Source organism: Gymnodinialimonas sp. JB5-7 (assembly GCF_055693405.1).
On sequence record NZ_JBVFUX010000012.1, the window covers coordinates 1,544,630 to 1,571,416 of the forward strand.

Genomic DNA, 26,787 nt, shown 5'->3' on the forward strand with positions numbered 1-26,787 from the left:
CCCTCTCCTTGTTGCCAATGCTCGCGCGGCCTACATCGCCAAGGCAATGAAACGTTTTATTCCGTTCCTGAAATCCGAGCCCCTGGTGTCGGTCATCCGCCTGCAGGGCGCGATTGCGGCTGGCGCGCGGGGTGGGATCAGTGATGCGGGCTATGCCAGCGTGATCGAAAAGGCGTTTGCCAAGGGCAAGCCCGCGGCGGTGGCGCTGTCGATCAATTCGCCCGGCGGCTCGCCTGTTCAATCGGCTCTGGTCGCGGCGCGCATCCGGCGGCTTGGCCGAAGAGAAAGAGATCAAGGTCCATTCCTTTGTCGAGGATGTGGCGGCCTCGGGTGGTTACTGGCTGGCCTGTGCGGGCGATGAAATCTGGGTCGACCCGTCGTCCATCGTCGGTTCCATCGGCGTGATTTCGGCGAGCTTCGGCTTTGTGGAGGCGATGCAGAAGATCGGTGTGGAACGGCGCGTGCATACGGCGGGCGAGGATAAATCCATCCTCGATCCGTTCCGGCCCGAACGCGCAGAAGACATCGAACGCCTCAAGGACATACAGCGCGATATTCATGCCGCGTTCATCGACCATGTGAAAGCGCGGCGTGGCGACAAGCTGGCCGATCAGGACCTGTTCACAGGTGCGTTCTGGACCGGTGCGAAGGGCGTAGAGCTTGGGCTTGCCGATGGGATCGGGCACCTCGTGCCCAAGATGAAAGAGCTTTACGGCGACAAGGTGCGCTTTGCGGTGCACGGGCCGAAAAAAGGCCTGCTGTCCCGGTTCGGGGCGCAGATCATGGAAGATGTGGACCTTGGCCTGCAGGAGCGTGCGCTTTACGCAAGGTATGGTCTGTCGTGATGATCAAGATCATTTCCCTTTTCCTGATTGGCATGGCGGTGCTGGCGATGTTTGGCCGGCTGCGCTGGCCCGGCGGCGCGAAAGGCGTGGGCCGCGAAAAGCGGGGCGCGCTTCCCAAACCCAAGACTTGCCCGAAATGCGGTCGCATGAACCTGCGTGGTGGTCCATGCCGCGCCTGCCGCGAGGGCGGGAATGGCTGACGAGTTCGGTTTTGCGATCCTCGGACTGGTGATCCTGCTTTTGGCGGGCGACGTGTTGGTCAAAGGGGCGGTCAACCTGGCCCTGCGCCTTGGCATTCCCGCGTTGATCGTGTCGTTGACCATCGTGGCATTTGGCACCTCGGCACCCGAACTCCTGATTTCGATCCAGTCAATTCTGGAAGACGTGCCGGGCCTTGCGCTGGGCAATGTCGTAGGTTCCAACACCGCCAATGTCCTGCTTGTGCTGGGCGTGCCTGCCCTGTTGGCGGGCCTTGGCGCAACCTCGGACACGCGGCGTGAATTCGTGTTCATGCTGGGGGCCAGCGTCCTTTTCATCGCACTCTGTTTCCTGGGGCCGCTTACGTGGTGGCACGGTCTGATCCTGCTGGCGGGCCTTGCCATCATGCTCGGCGACGCCGTGCGGTCCGCCAAAGCCCACCGCGATGCCTGCGCCGATGACACCGATGACCTCGAAGAGGCCGATCCGAACATGGAGTGGTGGAAGATCGGGGCCTACCTTGTGCTGGGCCTGATCGGCCTGCCGCTGGGCGCGAACCTTTTGATCGACAGCGCCACGGAAATCGCCACGGCCTACGGTATCTCGGACACAGTCATCGGCCTGACGCTTGTGGCCGTTGGTACCTCATTGCCCGAGTTGGCCACGACTGTGATGGCCGCGTTCCGAAAGCAAGCCGACGTGGCCATCGGCAATGTCATCGGCTCAAACGTGTTCAACCTGCTCGCCATCATCGGCATCGCCACGCTTGTTGGCCCGATCCCCGTCGATCCCGGCATCCTGCGCTTCGACCTTTGGGTCATGCTCGCGGCGCATCGCTGGTTCTGATCCCGTTTGTCTTCAAACAGCTTCCGATGGGGCGCGGCGTCGGTCTGGCCTTTTCTGCGCTTTATGCGGGCTATATCGTGATCCTCCTGATCTGAGGGGAGCACCAAAGAATGACAGCACTTGTAACAGGCGCCGCCAAACGGCTGGGCCGGGCCATGGCACTGGAGCTGGCCAGCCAAGGCCATGACATCGCCGTCCACTACAATGGCAGCGCCGAGGCGGCTGAAGAAACCTGCGAGGATATTCGCGCCCTTGGCGTGAAGGCCGTTGCCCTGCAGGCCGACCTGCTGGACGAGGACGCGGTCCAAACCCTGATGCCGCGCGTGGTCGAGGCGCTTGGGCCGGTTGAGGTCCTGATCAACAACGCGTCTGTTTTTGACTATGACAACATCGAAAGCGCCACCCGCGACAACTGGGATCGCCACATGGAATCCAACCTGCGCGCGCCCTTTGTCCTGACGCAGGCGCTGGCCGCCGGGCTGCCCGACCCGGCCATCGATGCAAACAACGAACCCGTTGCCCGCGGTCTAGTCATCAACATGTGCGATCAGCGCGTTCACAAGCTGACGCCTGAGTTCATGACCTATACCATTGCCAAGATGGGCCTGTGGGCGTTCACCCGCACCGCCGCCCAAGCGCTGGCCCCCAAATGCCGCGTCAACGCCATCGGCCCAGGCCCGACCATGCAGGGTGGGCGCCAGTCGGCTGAGCACTTCGCCAAGCAACGCGCGGCCACTATTTTGCGGCGAGGCGCAGACCCGCAAGCGATCTGCGAAGCGCTGCGCTATTTCCTGACTGCAAAATCAGTCACGGGGCAGTTGATTTGCGTGGATGGCGGCCAGCATCTGGGGTGGGAGACACCGGATGTCGTCGGTGTAGAGTGACGCTGCGGAACGCGATTCTCCACCGGGCGATGCGACGTAACGGTTTTGTAAAGGTTTCGTTAGGGATTATTTACACGCGGTATACAGGTGGAAAATAATCAATGAAAACAACGCTGTATTTAATCGCCTAAAAATTGTGCAAAGCGTAGAAAGGTGCCAAAAACAAAGGAAAAATCCATGTGCCAAATAGTTTTCCGCAAGGTTATCCACAGAAACGGTGGAAAGCTTATGGGTTGATGGAGCCTCCGATCCGTTGCAGCGCAGCAAAGAATCACGAAGCCGTGAAATTCGATGAAAAATGAGACCGAAAATCAGCCGAAAACCGGCCATGAGGTGATCCAGGGATACCTCAAGACGCTCGACAACAGCCCTGGCGTCTACCGGATGCTGGATGAGCAATCGCGTGTCCTTTATGTCGGTAAAGCTCGCGCGCTGAAGCGGCGCGTGTCGAATTATGCCAAACCGTCGGGGCACAGCCCCCGCATTGCGCGCATGATCCGCGAAACCGCGTCGATGATGTTCCTCACGACCCGGACGGAGACCGAGGCGCTGCTGCTGGAACAGAACCTCATCAAGCAGCTCAAGCCCAAGTTCAACGTGCTGCTGCGCGACGACAAGAGCTTCCCGAATATCCTTGTCAGCCGCACCCATGCCTTTCCGCAGATCAAGAAGCACCGGGGCGCGAAGAAGGAGAAGGGCGAGTATTTCGGCCCCTTCGCGTCGGCCGGCGCGGTGAACCGCACGCTCAACCAGCTGCAAAAGGTTTTCCTTTTGCGCAACTGCACCGATGCCACTTTCGAGGCGCGCACGCGGCCTTGCCTGCTCTACCAGATCAAGCGCTGCTCCGGCCCCTGCGTCGGCTATATCAGCGAAAAGGAGTACGAGGCGTCGGTCGCCGATGCCATGCGGTTCCTGAAAGGCGACAGCACGGAGTTGCAGGCCAATCTGGCCGACCAGATGGCCGAGGCGAGCGCACAGATGGAGTTCGAACGCGCCGCCGCCCTGCGCGACCGCATCCGCGCACTCACCAACGTGCAATCGGCGCAAGGCATCAACCCGCGCGGCGTGCGGGAGGCCGACGTGATCGCGCTACACATGGAAGGCGGGCAGGCCTGCGTGCAGGTCTTCTTCATCCGCGCCAATCAGAATTGGGGCAACAAGGATTACTATCCGCGCATAGGTCCAGATATCGAAGAACCCGAGGTGTTGGAGGCCTTTGTTGGCCAGTTCTACGACACCAAGGATGTGCCGCGTCAGGTCATCCTCTCACATCCGGTCGAAAACATGGACCTGATGGCCGACGCGCTGTCCCAGAAGCGCGGCACGAAGGTCGAGATCCTCGTCCCCCAGCGTGGCGAGAAGCTGGAGCTTGTCGAAGGCGCGCGGCGCAATGCCCGTGAAAGCCTCGGCCGCTCGATGGCCGAAAGCCAGGCGCAGGGAAGCTGCTTGCGCGGGCTGGCCGAGGCGTTCGATCTGGATGGTCCGCCCAAGCGGATCGAGGTCTACGACAACTCTCACATTCAAGGCACCAATGCCGTGGGCGGGATGATCGTGGCGGGGCCTGATGGCTTCATGAAAAGCCAGTATCGCAAGTTCAACATTCGGGGCGAAGAGCTGACCCCGGGCGACGATTTCGGCATGATGAAAGAGGTCCTGAACCGCCGCTTCAAACGCCTTCTGAAAGAGGACCCGGATCGAGAGACCGAGGCCTGGCCCGATCTGCTGCTGATCGACGGCGGCGCGGGGCAGATCAGCGCCGTGAAGGAAATCATGGACGATCTCGGCGTCGAAGACGTGCCGTTCATCGGTGTGGCCAAAGGCATCGACCGCGATCAGGGCAAGGAAGAATTCTACCGCCCGGGGCAGTCGGTGTTTGCACTGAAACGCAACGATCCGGTTCTGTATTTCGTGCAACGCCTGCGGGATGAGGCCCACCGCTTTGCCATTGGCGCGCATCGCCAGAAACGTTCGAAAGCTGTGTCGGCGACGCCGCTGGACGATGTGCCGGGCGTGGGGGCGGCGCGCAAACGCGCGCTGCTGGCGCATTTCGGGTCGGCCAAGGCGGTGACGCGCGCGAACTTGGCGGACCTCAAGGCAGTCGACGGCGTGTCAGAGGGGCTGGCGCAGAAGATCTACGACCATTTCCACGAGGGTGGATAACGGCGGGCCGTCTTCACCTTTTCTGCCGCAGCAAGGCCACGAAGAACACACCGCCGATGAGCCCGGTGACAATCCCGATCGGCATGTCCTCGGGCGCCATGACGGTGCGGGCCACGATGTCGGCCCAGAGGAGGAAAATGGCCCCGGCAAGGGCCGACCAAGGCAACACGCGCGTATAGTCGCCGCCAACCATGGCGCGGACAATGTGCGGGATCATCAGCCCAACAAACCCGATCATGCCTGAGAAGGCCACCATGACGCCGGTGATCAGAGCGCATGCGATGAAGACCAGGCGGCGGAACCCGACCACAGAGATCCCAAGCGATGTGGCGGTCTCATCCCCAATGGTCATTGCATTGAGGTCTGCCGCCCGGCGCCACAGCCAGATGACGCATGGCACCAGCACGACAAGCGGGTAGATCAGGTGGCTCCATTGCGCGAGGCCAAGCCCGCCCAACATCCAGAAGACGACCGTATGAGCCGCCCGTGGATCGCCCAGAATTATCAGAAGATTGGCCAGCGCCATTATGACGAATGAGACGGCTACGCCGGTCAGAACCAAACGATCCGCACTGCTGGCCCCGGTAAAGCGCGACACGGCCAGCACGGCCCCTGTGGCCGCCAAGGCCCCCAGGAATGCCAGAACCGGGACCGTCAGTAATCCAAGAAACAAGCCGGTGTGGAGAAGCGCAAGGATCGCCCCAAAGGCCCCGCCCGAAGAAATCCCCAGCAAATGCGGATCAGCCAATGGGTTGCGTGTGACGGCTTGAAGGCTTGCGCCAACAACGGCCAGGCCCGCGCCCACAATCGCGGCCAGCAGGGCACGCGGAAAGCGGATTTCCCAAACAACGGCCGCCTGGCCCTGGGTCCAATCCGGCGTGACCAGGCCAAGACCGATCTGTTCGGACATGACCCCCAGACTGTCCGGAACGGGACCGAGACGGCCCCGACAGAGATCGCGGCGCTGATGGACAAGACCAACGCCGTCAAACCCACAAGGATCAGGAGGGGCAAATTGCCCCTCCGCCCTAGGGCACGATCTCTGGACGTCACGCTCATTCCGGCCAGAAGGCCTCGGCCAGGCGGGCCACGGCGTCGATGTTGCGTGGGCCTGGCGTGGCTTCGACATATTCCAGAACCACGAAGCGGTTGTTCTGAACGGCGCTGATGCCCGACAGGGCCGGGTTGGTGCGCAGGAAGTCCATCTTCTGGTCTGCGGTCACTTCGCCATAGTTCACGATGATGATGACCTCCGGGTCCCGCTCTACCACCGCTTCCCAGCTGACCGTGCCCCAGCTTTCGCGGAAATCATCCATGATGTTCACGCCCCCGGCCGCTTCAATCATCGCGGTCGGGATGGCAAAGTGGCCCGCGGTGAAGGGCGCGTCTTCGCCACTATCGTAGACAAACACCCGGGGTGCGTCGCCATCGGTATCGAGGCCTGCGATGATCGCGGCCAGTTCCGCCTCATACCCCGCGATCAATTCCTCCGCACGGTCTTCGACGCCGAAGATGGCGCCCAGGTTGCGCAGATCGTTGTACATCAGATCGAGTGTGACCTCCTGCTCCACGCCGACATGAATGCAGCTTTCGCTGAGCTCGTAGACGTTGATGCCGAACCGTTCGAGCGTCTCGGGCGTCACTTCACCGCCGACGCGCATGCCGTAGTTCCAACCGGCAAAGAAGAAATCCGCATCGGCCCCGGCCAGCACCTCAAGCGAGGGGTAACGCTCGGACAGTTCTGGCAGCTCTTCCACGCCTTCACGGATTTCAGGCTCCAGCTTGTTCCAGCCGGAAACGCCGGTGTAGCCGATCATGTGGTCGGTCAGCCCCAGGACCAGCATCATCTCGGTCAGGTTCACATCGTTGGAAATCGCGGCCTGAGGCACGCTGTCGAATGTGACCTCCCTTTCGCAGGATTGAACGGTTGTCTGCGCCAGGGCGACCGTCCCTATGAGGCTGAAGGCTGCCGATAAGGTGAGCGTTTTCATTGCAGGGGGACCTTTCGTTTTGCAAATGGAAGGTGAAGTGCCGCGTGTCCGAACGGTTGAGCCAATCGGCCCGCGCGTCGACCCGGAACGCGTTGGTCACAAGGTCTTCGGTCAGCACCTCGGCTGGGGTGCCGCAGGCCAGTGTCTTGCCCTGTTTGAGGATCAGAAGGTCGTCGCACAGGCCGGCGGCAAGGTTCAGATCGTGCAGGCTGGTCACGACCGTCAGGTCGAGGTTTCGGATCAGATCGAGCACTTCAAGCTGATGGCGGATATCGAGGTGATTTGTCGGCTCGTCCAGGATCAGCACCTGTGGTTCCTGTGCCAGCGCACGGGCAACCATGACCCGCTGCCGTTCACCCCCGGAAAGTGTCCCCATTTGGCGAAACGCCAAGTGCGCAAGATCGAGTTTCAGAAGCGCCGCTTCGACAATCTCGTTCTCTGCCGCACCGCCTGCGCTGAAGCCAGCGCGATGGGGCACGCGCCCCAAGGCAACGATTTCGCCAACCGTCAGCGCAAAGTCGGTGGGGTGTTCCTGCAGAACGGCAGCAATCTTCTGTGCGGCTTTGCGAGGCGGCATCGCCCAGATGTCGTCGCCCCCAACCATGATCCGGCCCGTGGCGGGCATGTTGTAGCGATAAAGCAGCCGCAACAGGCTCGACTTACCCGCCCCGTTTGGCCCGACGATGCCCAACAGCCGACCGGCCGCAACGGTGAAGCTGGTGGCGTGCAGCGAAAATCCTTCCGTCCCGCGCGACGCCCATGAGGCGTTTTCGACAACCAGTTCCGCCGCGCTCATTGGACCGGCTCCGGGCTGTGCTCAACGATCGTCATGGCTGCAGGAACACGGGCGAGTGCGGTGCGGCGCAATTTGCCGGGCCTGTCGACTGAACTGCACCATCCGTCATGCAACACGGCATATTGGCGCGCAAAGGCGACAAGGTCGTCGATGTCCGCGTCGGCATCAATGTCGCCGAACAGATAGGTCGCCTTGCGCGTGCCATGATAGGCGACGGTGCACGGGCGGTCGCAGCCCGCCATGCAGGCGACACCCGAAATCTCGAATGCCTCAGGGATGGCGTCACCGGCTGCATCAATCGCCGCGCGGAGGCGTTTGATCAGGTCATATCCCGGCTGGCACGGGCTGCCCGTGTGGGTACAGGATGTGCAAACCGAGATGCGATGATTGGGTGTGGTCCGGCGCATGTCGCCCTCCGCGCATATGCGGGGGCATCGGGGAACCGGATCGGTCTGCGGCGCGTGCCGTATGTGCCATACCTGTCTCCTCCACCGGGCGCCCCGCCCGGGTTACGGTTGGATCGAGCAACAGGCAGGTCTCCTGACTTTGCGGGTCTGGGCGCATTTGCGGCCTTCCCGGGGCGGACCCAGTGACCTGATGCAACGCGCTCACCGCTTACAGTTGCGGGGGCAGTCACGGACTTGGCACCTATCGACAGCGCCGCACCATGTTCCCTATTAACCCACAAGGCGTGGGACCAATTGCTGGGTAACGCGTAGGTTGATTCCGTGAGGCTTGCAATAGAATTGGCGAGATCGGGGAAATGCCAACAAGTGATGGTTGGGCGCGCTGGTTCGGTTAGCGCTTGGCGCGTGACCATGGCGGGCGGTGGCATTGAAGAGGTTCACCGGCATCAACGTGGGGCTGGCACAGTGGATCAACGCCAATTCCTCAGACGGCTGGCTAAGTGGCGCTGCTTCGCACGCAACGGTTTGATGAGGGTTGCAAAACCACTTGGCACCCGGGGTTATCCTCGACAACACAACCGAAGCGCCGGACCGTATCGCCAGGGTCTGGCAAAGCTGGATGACGCAAAACGGCATTGTCAGGGATGTGCTCTCTGAAGGTTTCGAAGATGTTTTGAGCATTGGCCGAACGGTCGGCGACGCGCCCATAAGGTCGGGCCTCCTGCTGATGTCGCGGGCCGTGTTCGACCGCGCGGGTAGGGTTGATGGGGAACGGGCGTATCACCAAGAGACGGATGGCACGCAGTTTCTTGCGGCCCCCTGGGATAAAGCCTGTGCCGCTTTGAGGGATGCGGCGCTCTCTTTCGGGGCAAGCGACCACTGCGATGCGAGCGATCGTGTCGCCCTTTGCGCACCGTTACGGCAAACGGCTCCCGATTTGGTTGCGCTGATTGAGGGCAAGAAGGGATAGGGTTCGTACGATCCTCGATCCCTTAACAAAACGTAAACAAAATCCACAATTCCGTTCCCTTTCAAAGCCTTAACCCCCTTGCTCACGCGTGAGCACGCCGCCGTGCGCCCGCCCCCTCTGGCCCCGGCCTCGTATCCCGGCTAACAAGGGCCCATGCGCTGGACCCTGCCCAATATTTTGACCCTCGTGCGCCTCATCGCGGCGCCGATGGTGGGTCTTGTCTTCCTTTTGCTGCCGCGTCCCTTTTCCGATTGGGTGGCCCTGATCCTCTTCATGTCGGCGTCACTTACGGACTATCTCGACGGCCTTCTGGCGCGCAGATGGGGCCAGGAAACCCGGTTCGGCGCGATGCTCGATCCGATTGCCGACAAGGCCATGGTGGTGATCGCGCTCGCTGTCCTTCTGGCCCTTTATGGCGTCGATTTCGCGGCGGGCAGTCTGGCCCTGAAACCCATCTTCCTGATCCCGATCCTCGTGATCCTGTTCCGTGAGATTTTTGTCTCGGGCCTCCGCGAATTCCTTGGCGCTTCGGCGAAGGAGTTGAAGGTGACAAAGCTCGCGAAATGGAAAACCACGGTCCAGATGTTCGCCATAGGCTTCCTGTTCTGCTTCGGCCTCTTCGCCCACTACCTTTGGGCGCTGTCGGTCGGCATGGATGCGGGCCTGATTGAAGGCATCCTCGCGGGAACGGTGGAGGATGAATTCAACTTGCGTTGGATCTTCGTTGGCTACCAGTGGAGCGAACTTCTGGGGGTCGCTTTGCTGTGGCTGTCCGCACTGCTGACAGCGCTCACCGGATGGGATTATTTCCAGAAGGCCCGTCCCTTCCTGAAGGAGCCCCAGTAATGGATATTCGCTACTTCGCCTGGCTCCGCGAGCGCATTGGTACCGGTCATGAGACGGTTGAGACGCGCGCCGAAACGGTGGCCGACCTGATCGAAGACCTCAAAGCGCTGTCCGATGCGCACGCCTTCGCATTCTCCGACACCAACGCTATTCGTGCGGCCGTGGATCAGGAGCTTGTGCCATTTGATGCGTCGATTGCAGGCGCCAAGGAAGTTGCCTTTTTCCCGCCCATGACCGGGGGATGAAGGATGAGCATCGACGTCAGTGACCGCGCGTTTGATCCGGGAGCCGTCCTTTCCGCCTTCTCGCAGCGCGTCGATGGTTCCGGCGCCATTGTCACTTTCACAGGCATTACGCGTGACGTGAGTGAGGGTGATCTTCAGGCGATGGAGATCGAGCACTATCCTGGTATGACGGAAAAGGCCCTGGGCGACATCCGGGCGCAGGCAATGGATCGGTTCAGGCTGATCGACGCGGTGATCATCCACCGCTACGGGCGCCTCAGCCCCGGTGAGACCATCATGATGGTTGCAACCGCCGCGCCACATCGACGCGATGCATTTGAGGCCGCGGATTTCCTGATGGATTACCTCAAGTCCCGCGCGCCATTCTGGAAACGCGAGATCACGGCGCGCGGTGCGGATTGGGTCGCCGCCAAGGATGAAGACGAAGACGCCCTTAATCGGTGGTAGCCCTCGCCCGCCCTTCTTTGTTCTGAAAATATGCCGGGGAGTCGCCGTGGCGACGGGGCAGCGCCCCCAATCAACCTCACCAAGTCGAGCGATGGTATCGTGGATGTACCCTGCCGCGCGCGCCGGAGGCGCGCGCGGCCCCCGGCGACGACGAAGTCGGCGCAATCCCTTTCAGGCGTTCAATTGCCCTGGTTGACGCTTTCCACATATGTGCGAAGCTCTTCCGCTTCCGTCCGGGCTTCGCGAAGCCCTTCCATGGCGGCGCGCAGTTCAGCCTCGGTCTGGCTCAGCTGATTGGTCAACTCGCCCTCCCGTTGCTGGAGATAGGCAATTGCCTGATCCCGGGTTTCTTCCGCGTCATGCAATGCGCGCGCCAGGTTCTCCATTTCACCCAGATCGGCGGAGGACACCTGGTTGAACCGCGTAACCAGCCAATGCGCCAGCCATCCCAGCGCGAAGGCGACGAAGAGGATAATGGCGATTGCGATGATGAATTCGAGGCGGTTCATGGGGCTGCTGCTTTCGTCTTAATTCTCGCCGTCCACGTCGGGGCGGGGCAGGGGCGGGCCTCGAACGGCCAGTCGGCGATCGCGCCTTGTGCCAGAATGCCCGCACGTGTGCGCGGTTGGTCGTCTTCACCGGCCGCAAGCCCGGCAACTTCGGCGGAGGCCAGAAGCCGGAATTCGATCCGACGGTTTTGTTCGCGACCCTCCTCCGTCTCGTTGTCGGCAATGGGTTGGCTTTCGCCATAGCCTTGGGCCGTCAGGTTCGAGATCAGGATGCCGCGCGCAAGAAGGCCGTTCAAAACGGCATCGGCGCGTGCCTGGCTGAGGTTGAGGTTCATCGTCTCGCCGCCCTGCGCGTCTGTGTGTCCGCCAATTTCCATGCGGACGTGCAAGCAATCCGGAAGGACTTCGGCAATCTGGTCCAGCACGCGCCCGGCCGTTTCATTGATCTCAGTCGATCCGGGATCAAAGGTGATCTTTGTCTCATCCTGAATAGCGCGGATACGTGCAACGCATTCCTCATCGGTCGGTTGCGAGGCAATCGGATCCAGGGCTTCGACATAACTCACGTCGAGCTGGAAATTCGCGCCTTGCCCCAAATCTTCCGACAACATGCGTGTGAGTTGCGAGACCATCTCTTGATCACCGGTTTCGCCGGTCAGACGCAAGGTGTCAGGCTCGACCGTCAATTGCCCTGAGTTCAATTCTGACAAGGCGTTCAGGCCTGCCATGACGCGCACGGACCAGCCCTGCGGCAGGTCCGTGACCGAGCGTGTCGCTACATCAGTCCGGTCGGCCCCGAACAGAGCGGTGGCAAAGGTCTGGACCGAAGCGCCGATGGCCCCGTCTGGCAAGCGGCCGCGCAGACGTGCGCCCGTATCCGGATCCAGCGTTGCGGTGAACCGTGCGGGTCCGGTGCTTGCAAGGGTTTCTGGCTCTGGCAGCACGGCTTGAAGGGAGAAGAGGTCAGGCAGGGCTGCGCCCAATTCCCCGACGACGGTATCGAAATGGTCTTGCTCGGTCCGCTCCGCCGCGATCAGCGTGACGTCCGCGTCTGAGAAGGTCACGCTGCCTGTGCCAAGCTCTGCCAGGGCCTCCAGCGCCGTTTCGACAGCATCGCCCCAAGACGGGGATGGCACGCCAAGCCCGATCGTGCAGGGGACGGTCCCAGTTGCCCCGGCTGCCCGTCCTGCGGCGACGATCTGATCGCGCGTTTGCGTTGTGTCAGCGGTGCAGGTCTCAAACCGTCCGCCGTCTTCGTCCCGCACAAACCGAAGCGCAAAGGGTGTGATGACGGGGCGCGGGGCCGAGATATCCAACACGACCTGCACGCCTTCCGGTTGGTTTTGCTGGAGGCGCGCGATGAACTCCGCCCGTTCTTCGCGCGTCTCACCGACCGCTTCAATTTCCACACGATCCGCTAGAACCGTCACTTTCGATCGCGGCAATGTTTGCAGTGCGCGTAGACCAAAGGCCAACGCGTCGGCCCAGGTATCGGGCGCTGCCATTTCTGCGGTTTCGATCATGTTCACAACGTCCGCCTCGCCCGCGATATCCGCGATGGCTTCGGCGACGGCGAAGGCTTCATCGCCTTCGGGTGCGGGGATCAGGCCAATCAACTGGATCCCATCGCCGTTGCGCAACATGTCGAGCGAAAAGCGCGGGGGCGCGGAAAAGTCCTGTGCGGCAACGTCGAGGCGGTTGACGACGCGGTCCGCGTCGATAATCGCCGACGCCCGCGTTTGGGCACGGAACCGGGCGGCCTCATCCGGGGCCTCGCCATCGAGGAACACCTGCAGACCATTGGCGGACACTTCGACCCAAGTGATCCCATCGGCTTCCAGCGCGGTACCGATGTCTTCTTCGGTACGCCGCTCAATCACCAGAGCCGCAAAGATGGCGACGCCAACAGAGAGCCCGCCCGCCACCACGAAGGAGGCTGGCCCGACCAGTGCGGATATGCGTTCGGATATCGACATGGGCGTTGTACCCGGTTTCCCTGCTCGGGGCCTTTATCCCTTAGCCCTAGCCTGTCCAGCGCGGGCTTTCAATCAGACGAAGAGCGCAACGGCGAAAAACAGCGCGGGGATCAGGCCCGCATCACGGTTGGAGCGGAAGAGTTTCAGACACAATTCCGCATCATCGATCTTCAAGCGGACCAACTGCCATGACAGGTGCCAGCCCATTGCCCAGACCCCGGCCAGCGCGATGATGAGCGCCAGGAAATTTCCGCCGGGGACAAGCGCCACAAGGATGGCAGCGCCGATCAGGCCGACGGTTGCAGCCAGAAAACCGCGGAGCCAGGTTTTCGTGTTCTCGCCAAAGAGCCGCGCGGTGGATTTGATGCCGATCAGCGCGTCGTCCTCGCGATCCTGGTGCGCGTAGATCGTGTCATAAAATAGCGTCCAGGCGATGCCGCCCAGATACAGCAGGACAGGGGCGAGCGAGAGGCTGCCGGTATGGGCCGTCCAAGCCAGCAGCGCGCCCCAGTTGAAGGCGATGCCTAGGAACACCTGCGGCCACCAGGTAATGCGTTTCGCGAAGGGATAGATGGCGACGGGGATCAGGGCGATGACGCCCAGTAGGATCGCGGCCCAATTGAAGGTGATGAGGATCAGGAAGGCGAACAAGGATTGCGCCACGGCCCATGCCAGCGCTTGTTTCACGCTGACCTGGCCCGACGGGATAGGGCGCGAGGCCGTGCGCGCGACCGACCCGTCAAAGTCGCGGTCGGTGATGTCGTTCCAGGTGCAGCCCGCCCCCGCATCAGGAAAGCGCCGATGGCGCAGCCGAAGAAGATCCAGACATCGTAGAGCGTGGGTGTGCGCCCGGAATGGGAGAGGGCCAGTAAAAGGCCCCACCAGCAGGGCAGCAGCAAAAGCCAAGTGCCAATAGGGCGGTCTGCACGGCTGAGCCGCAGGTAGGGGCGTGCCGGTGCGGGAGCGTATTTGTCCACCCAATTCCCGCTCACGGCGTCAGCGACTTGTCCCTGCTCGGTCTCGCTCATAGGGTTCGCTCCATGCCTGTGCGCCCGAAAATACGCCTCTTTGTAGACCAGCCTTTGGGGGAGGGCGAGCGTGTCGCCCTGTCACGGGACCATGCAAATTACCTGTTCAACGTCATGCGCCTGCGCGAAGGCGCGATGCTGGCGCTGTTCAACGGACGGGACGGCGAATGGCGTGGAGAGGTTGTTGCGGCAGGCAAACGAGCCGGTGAAGCGGTTTGTGTGGAGCGTGTGAGCGAACAGAGTGATCCGCCCGACCTTTGGCTTCTGTTTGCGCCGATCAAGAAGACGCGGACGGACTTCATTGTTGAAAAGGCGGTGGAGCTGGGGGTGCGACGGATCTTGCCGGTGCAGACGGAGTTCACGAACGCCGAGCGGATCCGGCAGGATCGACTGCAGGCCCATGCGGTGGAAGCCGCCGAACAATGCGGCGCGGTCTTTGTGCCTGAGGTGGTGGAGCTTCAACCCCTGACAAAGGTGTTGGACGCATGGGATGCCCGCGCGCTGGTTTTTGCGGATGAGGGCTTGGCTGGTCCGTCCTCCGGCCCGACGGCTGTTCTTGCAGATGCAGCGCCGCCTGCGGCGATCTTGGTGGGCCCGGAGGGTGGGTTCGCGGAAACTGAACGGGCGCGGTTGCGCGGAATGGAGCAGGTTGTGCCCGTGGCTTTGGGTCCGCGCATTTTGCGCGCAGACACCGCAGCGGTTTCAGTGCTGACACTTTGGCAGGCCGCGGCGGGAGATTGGCGGTGAGCGTCCGTCCGCCCTGTCGTCTGGACATATATTTCGCGTCTGAGAAACCGCGCGCCGTCATTTTGCGGCGGGGTCCAACGCAACATGTCCGGATGATTGCCTGGAACACCAAGGCAGACACTTTCCAAGACGGGCAATGGGTCAAGCACCGCGTCTACGAGGCGAAATGCGATCTGTCGCCTGATGGAAAACACTTCGCTTATTTCGGCTTTAGCAACCGCCAAAGCCAGGGGCAGATGACCGGCGGCTTTGCGGCGGTCAGTGAGGTGCCGTATTTCACGGCTTTGGCTATTCTGATCGAGGGAAGCACCTGGGGGCATGGTGGACGCTTCATCGACCGCCATCATGTGCTTTGTCCTTATCTTCACAGCGATCACGTGCCCCCTTTGCCTGCGCCTTTACGGTGGGTGTGGCACCCGAACAGCTTTGGCGTTGCCCGCAACCAAACCCCACTGTCGCGCGATGTGCGTCCGTCGCATTTCCTGCTTTCGTCGGGGAAGGTTGCGCAGATCGAACCGGCCGCCCTGGAGAGGTTTTTGTCTGCGTGGCCCCCGCTGCCGAAAACAATGGATTTGCCGAAATGGTGCGCGGTCGAGGACGGGTGCCTATATCGGATTGGACCAAAGGGAAGGCGCGTCTTGTTGCGGGATTTCAATTCCATGGAGTTTGAGGCCATCGAGGCACCGTATAGCGGAGTTGTCGTATGAGCGGCTTTTTCAGACCGGAAGCTGTCGCAGCGCTGACCCGTTGGCGGGAGGTGCTGATGGCACTTGCCATTATGGGGATTGGACTTTGGATCGCCCTACGGCCGGGCGGGGTGATCGTGACGGGCTTTGGATATGTTCTGATTGCCCTGGGCGCCGCCTTTATGGTGCCTGCTGTGCGGCGCGCGCGGTTCAACACCAGCGGCGACGGGCCGGGCGCGGTTCAGGTGGATGAGGGTCGCATCCTTTACATGGGGCCGATCACCGGTGGATCGATGGCGTTGGATGATCTGACTGTCCTGTCTGTGCGCCGCGACAGAAACGATCAAGTCTCCTGGGTTCTGGCGGATGCGACGCAACTTCTTGTGATCCCAGTCGATGCGGCGGGCGCGGATACCTTGTTTGATGCATTTGCGGCGCTTCCGGGCCTCAATGTCGAAAGGCTGATCCGGGCTGTGCAATCGCGCACAAAGGGGTCGCAGCGGCTATGGTCGCGAGAGCGTCAACTGGCCTTGACACCCTGAGCGCCTCGGGCCACGCCTGATCTCCGAGCGACACGCAAAGGAGGCCTTGCGCCATGTCCATTCCCCAGCAAGGCGGCGGGCCGATTGAACGGCACGAACAACTGGCAGAATACTTGGCGGAGGGCTGCAAGCCCAAGGCCGAGTGGAGGATCGGCACCGAGCACGAAAAATTCGGGTTCTGCCGCGATACCCACAAGCCAATCCCCTACGAGGGCGAGCGTTCGGTGAAGGCCGTTCTGGAAGGACTGCGCGATCGGTTCGGCTGGGCCCCGGTTGAAGAGGGCGGTAACATCATCGGGCTGGAAAAAGACGGCGCCAATGTATCGCTGGAACCGGGTGGGCAGTTGGAACTTTCTGGTGCGCCGCTGGAGAACATCCACCAAACCTGTGACGAAGTGAACGAACATTTGCGCCAAGTGCGTGAGGTGGCTGACATCATTGGAGTCGATTTCATCGGCCTCGGCGCGGCCCCGATCTGGCGGCATGAGGATATGCCCTTGATGCCCAAGGGCCGCTACAAGCTGATGGATGCTTATATGCAGAAGGTCGGCACGATGGGCCGCACCATGATGCGGCGGACGTGCACGGTTCAGGTGAACCTCGATTTCGGGTCCGAGGCTGACATGGTGCAGAAGATGCGGGTGGCAATTGCCTTGCAGCCGGTGGCCACGGCCTTGTTTGCGAATTCCCCGTTCCTCGACGGAAAGCCGAATGGTCATAAGAGTTGGCGCAGCCGGGTCTGGCGCGATCTGGATGCGGACCGGACGGGCATGGTGCCATTTGTCTTTGACGAAGGCTTCGGGTTTGAGGCCTGGGTCGACTATGCCCTCGATGTGCCAATGTATTTTGTCTACCGCGACGGCGAATATGTGGATGCCTTGGGCATGAGCTTCCGGGACTTCCTGAAGGGCGAACTGCCCGCATTGCCCGGCGAAATCCCAACGCTCAGTGATTGGGCGGACCATCTGACCACAATCTTCCCCGAAGCCCGTGTGAAGAAGTTTATTGAGATGCGTGGCGCCGATGGGGGGCCTTGGCGCAGGCTCTGCGCGCTACCTGCGTTTTGGGTAGGGCTGATGTATGATCAAGGTGCGCTGGACGCGGCCTGGGACCTTGCCAAGGGCTTTGACGCGGAAACCCGCGAAGATATGCGGGTGCAGGCGTCTGTTCATGGGTTGGATGCCACGGCGGGCGGTCACAAGATGATCGATCTGGCGCGTGAAGTGATCGCAATTTCGGAACATGGGCTCAAATCTCGGGCGATGCCTGGAGCCGGCGGTCTTGTGCCGGACGAGACCCACTTTCTGAATGCGCTGAAGGACTCCGTTGAAACCGGGCAAGTGCCCGCCGATGAGCTGTTGGAGTGCTACAACGGCGAGTGGGCGGGCGACCTGAGCCGGATCTACGCGGAATTCTCTTACTGAGTTTGCGGTCTTTGGACGCTCGGGAGCACGTGCCGCTTGTAGTAGTCCCGTGCGGCTGCCTTGCGCGCCACTTCTGAGCGGCCGGCCGCCTCGCCTTCGAGCGCGGGTGCGAAGGCGGGGTGCGCGGGAACAGGTAGAATTCGGTCTGGCACGCTGTCCGGGCCGAAGCGATTGCTGCCATTCGTTCCAGCCTGACACAGCCAGAAGAGGAACCAGACGCAAGCCACCAGGGTCGGGATAGTCATCACAAGCGACGCCAGGAATACCCCGCCGGCACTGCCACCGGCAGCTGCGGCGCCGGTCAGGACGACGCCGGCGATGCCCGAGACAATGGCCACCAAGGTCGGCATGAAAATGCGCCAGCCGCTGCGGTCGGTGTCGTGCAGGCGACGTATCGTGACAGACAGGTTCGGAACATAAAACAGGAAGATGGAGCCGATCAGCATTGGTAGCTCATATCCAGCGAAAAGAGAGTTGAAGTAAGCCTCTGCCTGGATGGGATCGCGCATCATCGCGGCAAAGGCTGGATCGGTCGCGGCACGGCTTGCCAAGTGGTAGCCGAAATAGCCACCGGCGGCACCGCCAAGTAGCGTCTGCCACAGGAAGAACCACCAGTATTCCGCCCGACGCGCGCGCCCGAAGAAATCGAACATGCGGATGTAGCAACGCCCAACTGCTCTGAAAAAGCCCATTCCATCTACCCCAAATCAATCGCACCGGGACTCCGGCTGTTGGAGTGAAGATCGGATGGAAATGTGCCTTAGGTTTGGCATCGCGGCGGCATTCTTTTGGGATTTCGAGGTCACCAAACGACAAACGGCCCACCGGTTGGTGGGCCGCTGAAACGCGCAAATGCGGTTTGGATTACGAGGCTGCAGGCGCGTCGTAGGGGTCTTCGCCAAACTGGTTCGGGCCAACAGTACCGCGCTGAACGAACCAAACGATGATCAGGATGATCGCGGCGAGGTAGGCCAGGCCAAGGATGATGCCCAGAATGCCAGGTGCGGCGCCGTTCGCCAGCGATGCGCCCGTGGTTACGCCAAGCAAGACGCCTGGGACCGCGGGAAGAAGGATCCACCAGCCGGACCGGCCTGTGTCGTGCATGCGGCGCACGGCAACTGCAATGGACGGCACCAGAAGGCCAAGCATGATGATAAAGCCGATGATCGGAATCCAGCCAGTTGCGATCGATACGGCAAAGTTAAACAGAACCCACCACCAGTATTCAGACCGGCGGGCGCGGCCGGAAAACGTGGCGTAGTTCGAGAAGACGTGCTTCACAGCAGTCATGAAATCCATTGGAAAGTCCTTTCAGGGTCCGGTCTAATTTTCGTGACGGGGCTTATTTTGGGTGTTCTAAAAAGCACCCTAGCCGCCGTTCGACGACACATTTGCGTGAGGTCATTGCAAAATCAACGAAATTAACCATCGGGTAAGGAAACCCACCGGTGTGTGTGTTGATCCGATGTCATTCGGACCAAACTCGAGATCAAACCTGCCTATTTCTGCAACATTTCCTGATAGTAGCGCTGCACTTCTGCGATGCGGTGCTCCTCCGCATCAGCAAGCGTATCGAGTGCGGGGTGATCCCCGCGGGGGACCTTGCGCCAAGGGGCCGGATCCGGACCGTGTTGGTTGGGTCCGTGTGTGCCGCGCATCATCAAGAGGGCCGCAAGCCCAAGCCAGCCAATAACTGGAAGCAAAATTAACAAGATCCACCCGGTATGGTGGCCACTGTCATGCAAACGGCGGCACGCGGCCGTCAATAACAGGATGCTCAAAAGGCCAACGCAGCTCAGAACGATCAAAAGAAAATCAAACGGCAGTTTGTCGTCCATATCCGTCCAGCGGGGCAACTGTGCGATTACGGCAAAGCCCAAGGCGCAAAGTGCGGCTGTCCACCAAAACTCAGCCCGACCGGTGCGACCCCGGACGGTAAAGATGAACGACAAGCTGCGGACAAGCGAACGCCCGGGCGACATGGCCAAACCTCAATAAAGGGAAATTGTGGTGTGCAACGCCAAGACGGCGAAAATTTGGCGAGAGCCGCGAGACCTCAGCCCTTTTGGCCAATCCTTGGTTCTTCGCCGTGCACGAGACGACGAATGTTCGGAGCGTGGCGAATAAAGATCAGAGTTGCGAGCGCGATGCAGACGAGCAGTGCGCTCAGGCCGCCCAAGCAAAACCGCCGCCAGCGGGCTTGAGGCCGCTGCGACGAGTGCTGCGAGTGAGGAGATGCGGAAAAGACCGGCTGTCACAGCCCAAACCGCGCAAGCCGCCGCGCCCAGTGGCAAGGCCAGCGCCAACAGTGTTCCCAAGGCTGTCGCAACACCCTTGCCGCCGCGAAAGCCCAGAAAGATCGGGTAGCAATGGCCGAGAAAGGCCGCAAACCCTGCCAGCTGTGCGGCATCCTCGCCCAAAGTGACCCTCGCGATCACCACTGCGATGGAGCCTTTCCCGGCATCCAGAACAAGGGTCAGAAAGGCGGCAACCTTGTTGCCGGTTCGAAGGACGTTTGTGGCCCCGATATTTCCAGAACCCACCTGCCGAAGATCCCCAAGACCAAACAAGCGCGCCATCACGATCCCGAACGGAATAGAGCCCAAAAGGTAAGCAAGCAGGGCGGTCAGCCCAAGCAGTCCAAATGCGGTCTCGATCGTTGGGATCATGCTTTGGCCTCAAACACCGAAGCGCCGCCAACCCATGTCCGCAGGACACGCCCCTGCATTCGGGACAGATCGAATGGAGTGTTCTTGGACTTGGAACGCAGCACGGCCCTGTCGAGGACAAAGGGGGCGTTCGGATCGAACAAGACCAGGTCGGCCGGAGCCCCCGGGGAGAGGCGACCACCTGGCAGGCCAAACCGCTGTGCAGGTTTGAGCGCCATGGCACCGAACAATTCGGCCAGGGTCAGCTGGCCGGCGTGATAGAGCCGGAGCGCGGCCGGCAGAAGCGTCTCAAGACCCACGGCACCGCTGGCGGCCGCTTCGAACGGCAAGCGCTTGCTTTCTTCGTCCTGCGGCGTGTGCATCGAGCAAATGATGTCGATTGTGCCATCCCGGACAGCCTCGACCATGGCGACGCGGTCATCTTCCGCGCGCAGCGGCGGCTTCAGTTTGAAGAAAGTCCGATAGTCCCCAACGTCGAACTCGTTCAGCGTCAGATGATGGATGGACACGCCTGCCGTCACATCTTGCCCGGCCGCTTTGGCCCGTGCGAGGGCCGGAAGGGCGGCGGATGTGGAGATCTGATCCGCATGGTAGGCAACACCGGTCATCTCAGCGAGTGCGAGATCGCGTTCCAGCCCCATCTTTTCAGCCACAGGCGACACGGCGGGGAGCCCCTTGAGGGACGCAAACTTGCCAGAGGTGACGGCGGCGCCCTCGCTCAAAGTGGGATCCTGCGGATGTCCGACAACCATCGCGCCAAGCGATCGCGCATAGGTCATGCAGCGGGCGAGCACCTTTGCATTCGCGACCACATGATCACCGTCCGAGAAGGCGACTGCCCCGGCATCCCGCATGAACCCCACTTCGACCATTTCCCGCCCTTCGCGGGCTTTGGTAAGGGCAGCCATCGGGGCGACACGGACTATTGCTTCGTCGCGGGCGCGCCGGATGACGAATTCAAGCACCTCTGGTGTATCGATCGGGGTCGCTGTGTCCGGCCGTGTGACCATGGTTGTCACGCCGCCTGCGGCGGCAGCCAGTCCGGCAGTGCGGAAGCTTTCTTTGTGCCGCTCACCAGGTTCGCCAACCTTCACGCCGACATCCACGATTCCGGGCGCGAGGCACGCGCCACCGCAATCCGCGCCACCGGCCCGTTGACCTTCGCCGATTTCGGCAATCAACCCGTCTTCAATGCGGATCCAGCCGAGGGTCTCGGTTCCAGCTTCAGGGTCGATCAATCGGGCGTTGTGGAGCAGAGCGTTTGTCATGACATCAGTCCCTCGCGCGGGCGTCCGCGAAATTCAAGGCCCCGCGTGCTTCGCGCAACATGCCATAGACCTCACGCGCGGGGGCAATGCGCCGAAACCCGGCAAGCCTGTCGTCTGACGCGCCAAAGAGGATGGAGCCGAAGGGGCCGTCCTCGAGATCTAAACGCGGCATGTTGCGGATCGGGTAGCTTTGCAGCTTACGCGCGCCCATGACATCGGTTGCCACAAAGGCAGTGCGGTCGGTCAGGGTGTACCAGGTGTACCGTCGCATATAGGCGTCAAACACTGGCAAACCGAGCGCCATGTAAAGCCCTAGTGCAACAAAAGGCAGGCCGAAAACAGGAAAGAAGAGACGGAAAAAGAGGGGGCCGCCCGATGTGATGGACACTGCCATCAGCATCCAGACGAGCCCCACGGATGCGATTGCAAATCCAACGCCGCTGGCCGCGTTAAGGCACAGCCGCCAGTCAACGGACCGGTCGGGCTGACCCTGCCAAAGGATGGTCTCGCCATCTTGGAGTATGCCGTCCCAGCCAGTTCCTTGGCTCATGCTGCCCCCGGTCCGATGGAGGGCGTTGACTTGGCGCCGCTTGAGGTGAGGCCTCGCTTCATCAATTCCACCCGATCAGAATGGCCAGCAATGCAAAAGCTGCGATGCCGAGGAGCATATAGAGCGCGATGGGCGGCGTTGCTTCGCGCTCGGGCGCGGTGTGGGGGTGTTGGCTTTGGGCGCAGCAACATCTGCCTTGGGCAAAGTCGCTGAATGGTCCGGTTGCGCCAACGGGATCGTTGCGATCAGCGTGGCCTTCGGGCCTAGGGCGAGCGGGCTGGTCATGGCGTCGTCGGGAACCAGCAGCACGGACCCTTCAAGTGTGTTGACCCGGCGCTGGTCATCGGAGGGGATGCCGGCCTCTGGCGTGAAGGCCAGTTGGATGTAGTCAGACAGGGGCATACCGCCGAGGTCGGACACCGGGAAGAGTTCGATCCGGTCGGTGTCGAGGGCGTCGAGGCCGAGCCATTCTGCAAGCGGCGGCAGGTCAGGCGTCTCCCCTTCTGGCGGGTGAGGTTGGTGTGGGAGACGGAAACCGGTTCGTTTAGGGCGATGATGTAGAGGTCGGTCATTGGGTTAGGGCCTCCTTGTGGCTCGAGAACAAGACCGCCACTGGCTCGGGATTACTGAGCATTCGAAACTCGAAGCCCTATTTCGCAACTGAAATTCACGCCGCCGCTCTCCGCTCCCGCAAATTCTCCGCCAGCAGCTCCATCGCCGCCATCCGCACGGCTACGCCCATCTCGACCTGCTCCTGAATCACGCTCCGATTGATGTCGTCGGCCAGCACGCCGTCAATCTCCACGCCTCGGTTCATGGGTCCCGGATGCATCACAATCGCATCGTCCTTGGCGACCGACAGCTTCGCCGCATCCAGACCGTAGCGGTGGTAGTATTCGCGCTCGGAGGGGATGAACCCGCCGTCCATGCGCTCTTTCTGGAGGCGTAGCATCATGACTACGTCGCAGCCTTCCAACCCCGTTTCCATGTCGTCGTAGACCTCAACCCCCCAATCGGCGACGCCGGAAGGCATCAAGGTGGGCGGGCCAATCAGGCGGATGCGGTTTTCCATCTTGCCCAGAAGCAGGATGTTCGACCGCGCCACGCGGGAATGGGCGATGTCGCCGCAGATGGCGATGTTCAATCGATGCAGACGCCCCTTCGCGCGGCGAATGGTCAGAGCATCAAGCAACGCCTGCGTTGGGTGTTCGTGGCGCCCGTCGCCCGCGTTCAACACGGCGCAGTTCACCTTGTCGGCCAGCAACTTCACCGCGCCAGAATGGGGGTGACGGACGACCAGCAAGATCGGGGTGCATGGCATTGAGCGTGAGGGCGGTATCGATCAGCGTCTCACCCTTTTTCACCGAAGAGGTCTGCATCGCCATGTTCATCACGTCGGCCCCAAGCCGCTTGCCCGCAATCTCGAAACTCGCCTGCGTTCGCGTCGAATTCTCGAAGAACATGTTGATTTGTGTCAGGCCCTTGAGCGGTTGGCCATGGTCACGACTGCCGCGCTCGGCCTCGGCATGAATATCGGCGCGGTCGAGGAGGGTGGTAATTTCCGGTGGCGACAGCTCTTCGATGCCAAGAAGATGCGGCTTGTCGAAACTCATTGGCGTCCCTCCGGTTTCGCGGCTTATAGGCGGGAGGGGTGTGGCGCGGCAAGTCTTAGGCGCGGGTGATCGCGACCGTGATGTCTTCGCCATGGCGGTTCACATGGCGACGGCGATAAAGCTTGCTGCCGACCCACGCCATGTAGCCCGTGGCCCAGGAGCAATCGATCTCGATGCTGATCCGTCCACCGGCAGCCATCGCCCTCGGGCGTGACGGTCAACGTGTGGTCCCAGTTGCGGATCATGAAACCAAATTCGCGGCTCTGCACGACCCGCTCCACCCGGTCGAGCCGTTCTACATGGACTTGATAGTTCGGGTTCCGCATGACGCCCCAGACCGTGACGTTGAGTGTGTAGGTCTCCCCCTCAACGAAATTGCCTTTCGGAAGGTCCTTGTAGGTTGCGACGCCGCGCGTGGCCTCGGCCATTTCTTCAAAACTGAGGGCTTCGGTGAAGACCGCATCGGCATTGCGGGGATAGTGGGCGGAAACGGTCAGGATGCGTGGCATGGGCGGCACGATGGCAGGCCTTTCCGCCCCCCGCAATAGGGCCTAGCTTGGCACCCATGGACGAGTCGCTGGAATATTGGGACGCGGTGGCCGCGTTGGACTGGCAGGTGGAGCTGGGGGCCGACGAGGCGATCCTGGATGTGCCTGTCGACCGGTTCGATTTGCCCGCCCCTGCGCCCAAACCAAAACCGGCAGCGGCTCCGGTGACGCAGGCCGCGCCTGTCCAACCTGCGGCGCCTGCGGTTGATACGGTCGCGATCTCAAAACAACTGGCCGAAAGCGCCGGGTCGCTGGAGGTGTTGCGCGCGGCGATGGAGGGGTTCGAGCACTGCGAGCTGAAGCGCGGTGCGCGGAACTTTGTGTTCAGTGACGGGCACCCTTCGGCCCGTGTGATGGTGGTGGGGGAGGCGCCGGGCCGGGACGAGGATCAGCAGGGCAAGCCGTTCGTTGGCCGCGCGGGTCAGTTGCTCGACAAGATGTTTGCCGCGATCGGTTTGGACCGCGCGGTGGACGGGGCAGGCGGACTTTACATCACCAACATGCTGCCCTGGCGCCCGCCGCAGAACCGCGATCCGAAGCCGGAAGAGTTGGCCATGATGCAGCCTTTCACGAGGCGGCATATTGAATTGGCGGACCCGGATGTGGTGGTGCTGATGGGCAACCACGCCTGTTCCGGATTGCTCGGACGGCGCGGGATCACCCGTATGCGCGGGAATTGGGAGGATGTGCTGGGCAAACCGGCGATGCCGATGTTCCACCCGGCGTATTTGCTGCGTAATCCGGCGGCGAAGCGGGAGGCCTGGGCTGATTTGCTAGAGATAAAGGCGCGGCTGGGGTGAATATGCCTCACGCGCTCCTCGGACCTTTGGTCTTCTTCGCAGCTTTGCCTGCTTGGGCGGAACCGTTTGGCGTGGTGGAATTGGACGCGATGGCTGGGTCCGGCACCGTGCAAGGTCCAGTCAGCGTGGCGGACGGATTGGTAATGTTTCGGGACGAGGCTGGAGAGGTCGCGTTGTGTGACCCTGCGAGGGGCCGCAACTTCGCGGAACTGGTGATCGAGTTGCAGATGGCGCAGACCGTGTTGCTGGCCTGTCCCGGCCTGACAAACCCGCACCGGACGGGCCGCGTCGCCGCGATGCGCGCCCTAGCCTTGCCGCGCTATGCTGAGCGGGCCGGTGTTGGAGAGGGTGTTGTAGAGGCGGCCTTCGACGCGCGGGCAGAGGCAGAGGTGGAACTGGTCACGCGGTGCGGCGTGCGGGCGAATGAGATCGTCGCGGATGTGTCCGATGATTGGTTTGAGACACGGCTGCGAGAGGCGATGGAGCCGGAGCGGGTGCCTGCGATGAGTTGCCCGAGGGGGTTGGAGTGAGGCGGAGATTGCTGACGATCTTTGTGTTTGTTGTCTTTGCGTTAGGGGGTCTGATCGCACTCACTGAAGGCCGAGAATCTGCAACGCCTTCAGAACAACCGCTTGATTTACTTGGGTTGGTCGACTCGGAGGCTTTGCTGACTTCGTTTCCACACGAGTTAGAAACATTCGAATACGGCGCTCCAATTGCGCACTTCCTAAATGGCCCATCTATTAATCTGACCGAATCAGGTGAGATCGAACGAATTGAAGTTCCGCGCGATGGTTGGTCTTGCCGTATGGTCCGCTTTATTGAAACGCTGGCTTATTCAGCGGCGTGTCCGGAACGCGTAACTGATGCTCAAGCTCACACGCTTGAGCAGGCAGAAGCCTTTATGGCTTCCATCTATTCAGAATTCGTGGTCGGCGCGGGCGCTTCTACAGAAGGGCAGAGTATTGAGCGGCGCATCGAGTTGTATGCCAATGGTCTCGCCACTCGAGAGCAGGCTGGCAGGAGCGTGCCACGTGTTGGGCGTTGCTACATTCGACGAAGCAGGCACATTCACCACTTCAGCAGGCGTTGATGCACTTGTAGCGGATCCACTACGCCCGATCATACTGGTCGTTCTTTCGCAAATTGATCAGTGCTTTCGAGATGGCTGACGCATGACCAAAATCGACCAAACCCGCCCCTTCATCCCCTGCCGCATCGCGGTCCTCGCCGTCAGCGACACCCGCACGCTGGCTGAGGACAAATCCGGCGACACCCTCGTTCAGCGCCTGACCGATGCGGGGCACACGCTCGCTGCACGCCACATCCTGCGCGATGACCGCGATGCCATCGCTGACCAGCTCCGCGACTGGTGCGCCAATCCTGAGATTGACGTGATCCTCAGCACCGGCGGCACTGGCCTGACGGGGCGTGACGTGACCGTCGAAGCACACCGCGATGTCTACGAGAAAGAGATTGATGCGTTTGGCACCGTCTTCACCCATGTCTCCATGGCCAAGATCGGCACCTCCGCCGTTCAATCGCGGGCGACTGGGGGCGTCGCCAACGGCACATACCTATTCGCTCTTCCTGGATCATCAGGCGCCTGTAAGGATGCATGGGACGAGATCCTTGCCTATCAGCTCGACTACCGGCACCGACCCTGCAACTTCGTGGAAATAATGCCGCGCCTCGATGAGCATAAGCGACGGAAATAACGCGTCCGTGCGTGTTCTTGGACGGATGCCTTTGCACCGCTACATAGATAACAAAGCTTCACCCTGAGCACGGG

General features: G+C 61.5%; 28 protein-coding genes, 5 pseudogenes and 1 riboswitch. Of the genes and pseudogenes, 17 read left to right on the forward strand and 16 right to left on the reverse strand.

What is annotated here, in order from left to right; translation table 11 throughout:
- The first annotated feature begins 46 nt into the window (after positions 1-46).
- From ACZ1HK_RS16250 to uvrC, 5 genes and pseudogenes are all read left to right on the forward strand, one after another.
- Positions 47-845 (forward strand): annotated as a pseudogene (locus tag ACZ1HK_RS16250) (S49 family peptidase).
- The gene (locus tag ACZ1HK_RS16255; RefSeq protein ID WP_472629569.1) at positions 845-1,045 is read left to right on the forward strand and encodes a hypothetical protein; all 201 of its coding nucleotides are present in this window, start codon (positions 845-847) and stop codon (positions 1,043-1,045) included. The pseudogene ACZ1HK_RS16250 and the gene ACZ1HK_RS16255 overlap by 1 nt, the downstream one beginning before the upstream one ends.
- Positions 1,038-1,984, forward strand: a pseudogene (locus ACZ1HK_RS16260) (calcium/sodium antiporter). The gene ACZ1HK_RS16255 and the pseudogene ACZ1HK_RS16260 overlap by 8 nt, the downstream one beginning before the upstream one ends.
- Before the next feature lie 15 nt (positions 1,985-1,999).
- Positions 2,000-2,773 (forward strand): SDR family oxidoreductase, encoded by a 774-nt coding sequence (locus ACZ1HK_RS16265; RefSeq protein WP_472629570.1) that lies wholly within the window; start codon positions 2,000-2,002, stop codon positions 2,771-2,773.
- 291 nt (positions 2,774-3,064) lie between these two features.
- Positions 3,065-4,933, forward strand: coding sequence for an excinuclease ABC subunit UvrC (gene uvrC, locus ACZ1HK_RS16270; protein ID WP_472629571.1), 1,869 nt, complete (start codon positions 3,065-3,067; stop codon positions 4,931-4,933).
- A 13-nt stretch (positions 4,934-4,946) separates the two neighbouring features.
- Here uvrC and ACZ1HK_RS16275 read toward each other — a convergent pair whose 3' ends face one another.
- From ACZ1HK_RS16275 to ACZ1HK_RS16290, 4 genes are all read right to left on the reverse strand, one after another.
- The gene (locus ACZ1HK_RS16275; RefSeq protein ID WP_472629572.1) at positions 4,947-5,843 is read right to left on the reverse strand and encodes a FecCD family ABC transporter permease; all 897 of its coding nucleotides are present in this window, start codon (positions 5,841-5,843) and stop codon (positions 4,947-4,949) included.
- A 145-nt stretch (positions 5,844-5,988) separates the two neighbouring features.
- Positions 5,989-6,750, reverse strand: a complete 762-nt coding sequence (locus ACZ1HK_RS16280; protein WP_472629573.1) for an ABC transporter substrate-binding protein — start codon at positions 6,748-6,750, stop codon at positions 5,989-5,991.
- Positions 6,704-7,720: an ABC transporter ATP-binding protein gene (locus tag ACZ1HK_RS16285; RefSeq protein WP_472629574.1), complete on the reverse strand. Its 1,017-nt coding sequence runs from the start codon at positions 7,718-7,720 to the stop codon at positions 6,704-6,706. The genes ACZ1HK_RS16280 and ACZ1HK_RS16285 overlap by 47 nt, the downstream gene beginning before the upstream one ends.
- Entirely contained in the window at positions 7,717-8,127 is a 411-nt protein-coding gene (locus tag ACZ1HK_RS16290) for a DUF1636 family protein (protein WP_472629575.1), read from the reverse strand. Before ACZ1HK_RS16290 ends, ACZ1HK_RS16285 begins: the two co-directional genes overlap by 4 nt.
- A gap of 106 nt (positions 8,128-8,233) precedes the next feature.
- A riboswitch (cobalamin riboswitch) is annotated at positions 8,234-8,437 on the reverse strand.
- A gap of 237 nt (positions 8,438-8,674) precedes the next feature.
- Here ACZ1HK_RS16290 and ACZ1HK_RS16295 point away from each other — a divergent pair.
- The 4 genes from ACZ1HK_RS16295 to ACZ1HK_RS16310 all read left to right on the forward strand — a co-directional run bounded on the left by ACZ1HK_RS16295 (position 8,675) and on the right by ACZ1HK_RS16310 (position 10,635).
- Positions 8,675-9,097 carry a hypothetical protein gene (locus ACZ1HK_RS16295; protein WP_472629576.1) on the forward strand — a complete coding sequence of 141 codons (423 nt, stop codon included), beginning with the start codon at positions 8,675-8,677 and terminating at the stop codon, positions 9,095-9,097.
- A gap of 153 nt (positions 9,098-9,250) precedes the next feature.
- A complete protein-coding gene (gene pgsA, locus ACZ1HK_RS16300; protein ID WP_472629577.1) occupies positions 9,251-9,943 on the forward strand; it encodes a CDP-diacylglycerol--glycerol-3-phosphate 3-phosphatidyltransferase in 693 nt (230 codons plus the stop codon).
- Complete coding sequence (gene moaD / locus ACZ1HK_RS16305) at positions 9,943-10,188, forward strand: molybdopterin converting factor subunit 1 (RefSeq protein WP_472629578.1); 246 nt, start codon at positions 9,943-9,945, stop codon at positions 10,186-10,188. The genes pgsA and moaD overlap by 1 nt, the downstream gene beginning before the upstream one ends.
- A gap of 3 nt (positions 10,189-10,191) precedes the next feature.
- Complete coding sequence (locus ACZ1HK_RS16310) at positions 10,192-10,635, forward strand: molybdenum cofactor biosynthesis protein MoaE (RefSeq protein WP_472629579.1); 444 nt, start codon at positions 10,192-10,194, stop codon at positions 10,633-10,635.
- Positions 10,636-10,814: 179 nt separating this feature from the next.
- Here the strand turns inward: ACZ1HK_RS16310 and ACZ1HK_RS16315 are convergent, their stop codons facing one another.
- The 3 genes and pseudogenes from ACZ1HK_RS16315 to ubiA all read right to left on the reverse strand — a co-directional run bounded on the left by ACZ1HK_RS16315 (position 10,815) and on the right by ubiA (position 14,148).
- Positions 10,815-11,144, reverse strand: coding sequence for a hypothetical protein (locus ACZ1HK_RS16315; RefSeq protein WP_368477420.1), 330 nt, complete (start codon positions 11,142-11,144; stop codon positions 10,815-10,817).
- A complete protein-coding gene (locus tag ACZ1HK_RS16320; protein WP_472629580.1) occupies positions 11,141-13,120 on the reverse strand; it encodes an OmpA family protein in 1,980 nt (659 codons plus the stop codon). The genes ACZ1HK_RS16315 and ACZ1HK_RS16320 overlap by 4 nt, the downstream gene beginning before the upstream one ends.
- Positions 13,121-13,192: 72 nt before the next feature.
- Positions 13,193-14,148, reverse strand: a pseudogene (gene ubiA, locus ACZ1HK_RS16325) (4-hydroxybenzoate octaprenyltransferase).
- A 12-nt stretch (positions 14,149-14,160) separates the two neighbouring features.
- Between ubiA and ACZ1HK_RS16330 the strand changes: the two are divergent.
- The 4 genes from ACZ1HK_RS16330 to ACZ1HK_RS16345 all read left to right on the forward strand — a co-directional run bounded on the left by ACZ1HK_RS16330 (position 14,161) and on the right by ACZ1HK_RS16345 (position 17,547).
- Entirely contained in the window at positions 14,161-14,895 is a 735-nt protein-coding gene (locus ACZ1HK_RS16330) for a 16S rRNA (uracil(1498)-N(3))-methyltransferase (RefSeq protein ID WP_472629581.1), read from the forward strand.
- 92 nt (positions 14,896-14,987) lie between these two features.
- On the forward strand, positions 14,988-15,602 hold the full coding sequence (locus ACZ1HK_RS16335; protein ID WP_472629582.1) for a hypothetical protein: 615 nt from the start codon (positions 14,988-14,990) through the stop codon (positions 15,600-15,602).
- Positions 15,599-16,123 (forward strand): hypothetical protein, encoded by a 525-nt coding sequence (locus tag ACZ1HK_RS16340; RefSeq protein WP_472629583.1) that lies wholly within the window; start codon positions 15,599-15,601, stop codon positions 16,121-16,123. The genes ACZ1HK_RS16335 and ACZ1HK_RS16340 overlap by 4 nt, the downstream gene beginning before the upstream one ends.
- A 53-nt stretch (positions 16,124-16,176) precedes the next feature.
- The gene (locus ACZ1HK_RS16345) at positions 16,177-17,547 is read left to right on the forward strand and encodes a glutamate--cysteine ligase (RefSeq protein ID WP_472629584.1); all 1,371 of its coding nucleotides are present in this window, start codon (positions 16,177-16,179) and stop codon (positions 17,545-17,547) included.
- Here ACZ1HK_RS16345 and ACZ1HK_RS16350 read toward each other — a convergent pair.
- The 9 genes and pseudogenes from ACZ1HK_RS16350 to ACZ1HK_RS16390 form a co-directional block, all read right to left on the reverse strand.
- Complete coding sequence (locus ACZ1HK_RS16350; protein ID WP_472629585.1) at positions 17,541-18,239, reverse strand: DUF805 domain-containing protein; 699 nt, start codon at positions 18,237-18,239, stop codon at positions 17,541-17,543. The two genes, ACZ1HK_RS16345 and ACZ1HK_RS16350, sit on opposite strands and share 7 nt — an antisense overlap.
- A 172-nt stretch (positions 18,240-18,411) precedes the next feature.
- Complete coding sequence (locus tag ACZ1HK_RS16355; protein WP_472629586.1) at positions 18,412-18,846, reverse strand: DUF805 domain-containing protein; 435 nt, start codon at positions 18,844-18,846, stop codon at positions 18,412-18,414.
- 200 nt (positions 18,847-19,046) lie between these two features.
- The gene (locus tag ACZ1HK_RS16360) at positions 19,047-19,529 is read right to left on the reverse strand and encodes a DUF805 domain-containing protein (protein ID WP_472629587.1); all 483 of its coding nucleotides are present in this window, start codon (positions 19,527-19,529) and stop codon (positions 19,047-19,049) included.
- A gap of 74 nt (positions 19,530-19,603) precedes the next feature.
- Positions 19,604-20,213, reverse strand: a pseudogene (gene plsY / locus ACZ1HK_RS16365) (glycerol-3-phosphate 1-O-acyltransferase PlsY).
- Positions 20,213-21,484 (reverse strand): dihydroorotase, encoded by a 1,272-nt coding sequence (gene pyrC, locus ACZ1HK_RS16370; RefSeq protein WP_472629588.1) that lies wholly within the window; start codon positions 21,482-21,484, stop codon positions 20,213-20,215. The pseudogene plsY and the gene pyrC overlap by 1 nt, the downstream one beginning before the upstream one ends.
- Positions 21,485-21,488: 4 nt before the next feature.
- Entirely contained in the window at positions 21,489-22,034 is a 546-nt protein-coding gene (locus tag ACZ1HK_RS16375; protein ID WP_472629589.1) for a hypothetical protein, read from the reverse strand.
- Between the two features lie 75 nt (positions 22,035-22,109).
- The gene (locus ACZ1HK_RS16380) at positions 22,110-22,454 is read right to left on the reverse strand and encodes a hypothetical protein (RefSeq protein ID WP_472629590.1); all 345 of its coding nucleotides are present in this window, start codon (positions 22,452-22,454) and stop codon (positions 22,110-22,112) included.
- 247 nt (positions 22,455-22,701) lie between these two features.
- Positions 22,702-23,647: pseudogene (locus ACZ1HK_RS16385) on the reverse strand (aspartate carbamoyltransferase catalytic subunit).
- Between the two features lie 23 nt (positions 23,648-23,670).
- Complete coding sequence (locus ACZ1HK_RS16390) at positions 23,671-24,165, reverse strand: hypothetical protein (RefSeq protein ID WP_472629591.1); 495 nt, start codon at positions 24,163-24,165, stop codon at positions 23,671-23,673.
- 47 nt (positions 24,166-24,212) lie between these two features.
- Here ACZ1HK_RS16390 and ACZ1HK_RS16395 point away from each other — a divergent pair, with 47 nt between their 5' ends.
- From ACZ1HK_RS16395 to moaB, 4 genes are all read left to right on the forward strand, one after another.
- Entirely contained in the window at positions 24,213-24,995 is a 783-nt protein-coding gene (locus ACZ1HK_RS16395; RefSeq protein ID WP_472629592.1) for a uracil-DNA glycosylase, read from the forward strand.
- Entirely contained in the window at positions 24,992-25,525 is a 534-nt protein-coding gene (locus tag ACZ1HK_RS16400; protein WP_472629593.1) for a hypothetical protein, read from the forward strand. The genes ACZ1HK_RS16395 and ACZ1HK_RS16400 overlap by 4 nt, the downstream gene beginning before the upstream one ends.
- An 8-nt stretch (positions 25,526-25,533) precedes the next feature.
- Complete coding sequence (locus tag ACZ1HK_RS16405) at positions 25,534-26,088, forward strand: hypothetical protein (protein ID WP_472629594.1); 555 nt, start codon at positions 25,534-25,536, stop codon at positions 26,086-26,088.
- 82 nt (positions 26,089-26,170) lie between these two features.
- Positions 26,171-26,713 (forward strand): molybdenum cofactor biosynthesis protein B, encoded by a 543-nt coding sequence (gene moaB, locus ACZ1HK_RS16410; RefSeq protein ID WP_472629595.1) that lies wholly within the window; start codon positions 26,171-26,173, stop codon positions 26,711-26,713.
- Positions 26,714-26,787 lie beyond the last annotated feature (74 nt).

Coding starts and splice junctions, on each gene's coding strand:
- ACZ1HK_RS16255 (WP_472629569.1), top strand. CDS start 845: ATGATCAAGATCATTTCCCTTTTCCTGATTGGCATGGCGGTGCTGGCG.
- ACZ1HK_RS16265 (WP_472629570.1), top strand. CDS start 2,000: ATGACAGCACTTGTAACAGGCGCCGCCAAACGGCTGGGCCGGGCCATG.
- uvrC (WP_472629571.1), top strand. CDS start 3,065: ATGAAAAATGAGACCGAAAATCAGCCGAAAACCGGCCATGAGGTGATC.
- ACZ1HK_RS16275 (WP_472629572.1), bottom strand. CDS start 5,843: ATGTCCGAACAGATCGGTCTTGGCCTGGTCACGCCGGATTGGACCCAG.
- ACZ1HK_RS16280 (WP_472629573.1), bottom strand. CDS start 6,750: ATGATCGGCTACACCGGCGTTTCCGGCTGGAACAAGCTGGAGCCTGAA.
- ACZ1HK_RS16285 (WP_472629574.1), bottom strand. CDS start 7,720: ATGAGCGCGGCGGAACTGGTTGTCGAAAACGCCTCATGGGCGTCGCGC.
- ACZ1HK_RS16290 (WP_472629575.1), bottom strand. CDS start 8,127: ATGCGCCGGACCACACCCAATCATCGCATCTCGGTTTGCACATCCTGT.
- pgsA (WP_472629577.1), top strand. CDS start 9,251: ATGCGCTGGACCCTGCCCAATATTTTGACCCTCGTGCGCCTCATCGCG.
- moaD (WP_472629578.1), top strand. CDS start 9,943: ATGGATATTCGCTACTTCGCCTGGCTCCGCGAGCGCATTGGTACCGGT.
- ACZ1HK_RS16310 (WP_472629579.1), top strand. CDS start 10,192: ATGAGCATCGACGTCAGTGACCGCGCGTTTGATCCGGGAGCCGTCCTT.
- ACZ1HK_RS16315 (WP_368477420.1), bottom strand. CDS start 11,144: ATGAACCGCCTCGAATTCATCATCGCAATCGCCATTATCCTCTTCGTC.
- ACZ1HK_RS16320 (WP_472629580.1), bottom strand. CDS start 13,120: ATGTCGATATCCGAACGCATATCCGCACTGGTCGGGCCAGCCTCCTTC.
- ACZ1HK_RS16330 (WP_472629581.1), top strand. CDS start 14,161: ATGCCTGTGCGCCCGAAAATACGCCTCTTTGTAGACCAGCCTTTGGGG.
- ACZ1HK_RS16335 (WP_472629582.1), top strand. CDS start 14,988: ATGATTGCCTGGAACACCAAGGCAGACACTTTCCAAGACGGGCAATGG.
- ACZ1HK_RS16340 (WP_472629583.1), top strand. CDS start 15,599: ATGAGCGGCTTTTTCAGACCGGAAGCTGTCGCAGCGCTGACCCGTTGG.
- ACZ1HK_RS16345 (WP_472629584.1), top strand. CDS start 16,177: ATGTCCATTCCCCAGCAAGGCGGCGGGCCGATTGAACGGCACGAACAA.
- ACZ1HK_RS16350 (WP_472629585.1), bottom strand. CDS start 18,239: ATGGGCTTTTTCAGAGCAGTTGGGCGTTGCTACATCCGCATGTTCGAT.
- ACZ1HK_RS16355 (WP_472629586.1), bottom strand. CDS start 18,846: ATGGATTTCATGACTGCTGTGAAGCACGTCTTCTCGAACTACGCCACG.
- ACZ1HK_RS16360 (WP_472629587.1), bottom strand. CDS start 19,529: ATGTCGCCCGGGCGTTCGCTTGTCCGCAGCTTGTCGTTCATCTTTACC.
- pyrC (WP_472629588.1), bottom strand. CDS start 21,484: ATGACAAACGCTCTGCTCCACAACGCCCGATTGATCGACCCTGAAGCT.
- ACZ1HK_RS16375 (WP_472629589.1), bottom strand. CDS start 22,034: ATGAGCCAAGGAACTGGCTGGGACGGCATACTCCAAGATGGCGAGACC.
- ACZ1HK_RS16395 (WP_472629592.1), top strand. CDS start 24,213: ATGGACGAGTCGCTGGAATATTGGGACGCGGTGGCCGCGTTGGACTGG.
- moaB (WP_472629595.1), top strand. CDS start 26,171: ATGACCAAAATCGACCAAACCCGCCCCTTCATCCCCTGCCGCATCGCG.